The 1,070-nt window shown below is 48.3% G+C and carries 1 protein-coding gene and 1 pseudogene; both read left to right on the top strand.

Annotation, left to right across the window (positions count from 1 at the left end):
• Positions 1-13: 13 nt before the first annotated feature.
• Positions 14-601, top strand: a complete 588-nt coding sequence (gene hisB / locus B7X71_RS17600) for an imidazoleglycerol-phosphate dehydratase HisB (protein WP_062307133.1) — start codon at positions 14-16, stop codon at positions 599-601.
• Positions 602-663: 62 nt separating this feature from the next.
• Positions 664-1,070 (top strand): annotated as a pseudogene (hisH, locus tag B7X71_RS17595) (imidazole glycerol phosphate synthase subunit HisH); the annotation flags it as partial.

Below are 1,070 nucleotides of genomic sequence, written 5' to 3'. Positions count from 1 at the left end.
GGCGCACTGAAGCATGCGGCAAGCCGACGTTACCCGAAACACTTCGGAAACCAAAATTCAAATTGCTATCAATTTAGATGGCACAGGTAAGGCTGAGCTGGCCTCTGGCGTACCCTTCCTAGACCATATGTTGGATCAAATTGCCCGTCACGGCATGATCGACCTGAAAGTCGTCGCAAAAGGAGATACCCATATTGATGACCACCATACCGTTGAGGATGTAGGGATCACTCTGGGACAGGCATTTGCTAAGGCAGTTGGTGATAAAGCAGGCATCACTCGCTATGGCCATTCTTATGTGCCTTTGGATGAAACCCTTTCTCGCGTAGTGATCGATTTTTCTGGTCGCCCAGGCTTAGAGTTCAACGTCCCATTTACCCGTGCTCGTGTTGGCGACTTTGATGTAGATCTTAGTATTGAGTTCTTCCGTGGTTTTGTAAACCATGCTGGAGTAACTTTGCACATCGATAATTTACGTGGCATTAACGCTCACCACCAGATTGAAACTGTGTTCAAGGCCTTTGGTCGTGCCTTGCGCATGGCTTTAGAGTTGGATCCACGTGCTTCCGGTGTTGTTCCTTCTACTAAGGGCAGTCTCTAATCTAGAAAATTTCTAGCGTTGACTAGAAGACTGTCAAAAAACTACAGAACATAGGCTAACAATTGGCGCAAACTATTGCGATCGTTGACTACGGAATGGGTAATCTACGTTCCGTCTATCAGGCCTTTCATCATGTGGCTCCAGATGCGAATATCCTCATTGCACACAACCCAGAAGAAATTATCTCTGCAGAGCGGGTGGTGCTCCCAGGGCAGGGTGCCATGCCCGATTGCATGAAGCATCTTCAAGAGTCTGGCTTATTGGAGGCGTTGCTTGATGCTGCCAAAGATAAACCCTTATTAGGTGTTTGTGTGGGTGAGCAAATGCTATTTGATCAAAGTGCCGAAGAGCGAGCCAATTCCAGTTCCGCTTGGACACCTTGTTTGGGCTTGATTCCGGGTGAGGTGCGCCGGTTTCAGTCGGCTGGGAAGTTGCAGTCAGACGGTTCCGTTTACAAAGTGCCCCATAT

The organism is Polynucleobacter sp. 39-46-10, assembly GCF_002282275.1.
The sequence above is the reverse complement of the archived record's forward strand: the minus strand, read 5'-3'. Positions and strand labels throughout refer to the sequence as shown.

Excerpts from the sequence above, each read along its gene's own strand:
- hisB (WP_062307133.1), top strand. The coding sequence starts at position 14 with ATGCGGCAAGCCGACGTTACCCGAAACACTTCGGAAACCAAAATTCAA.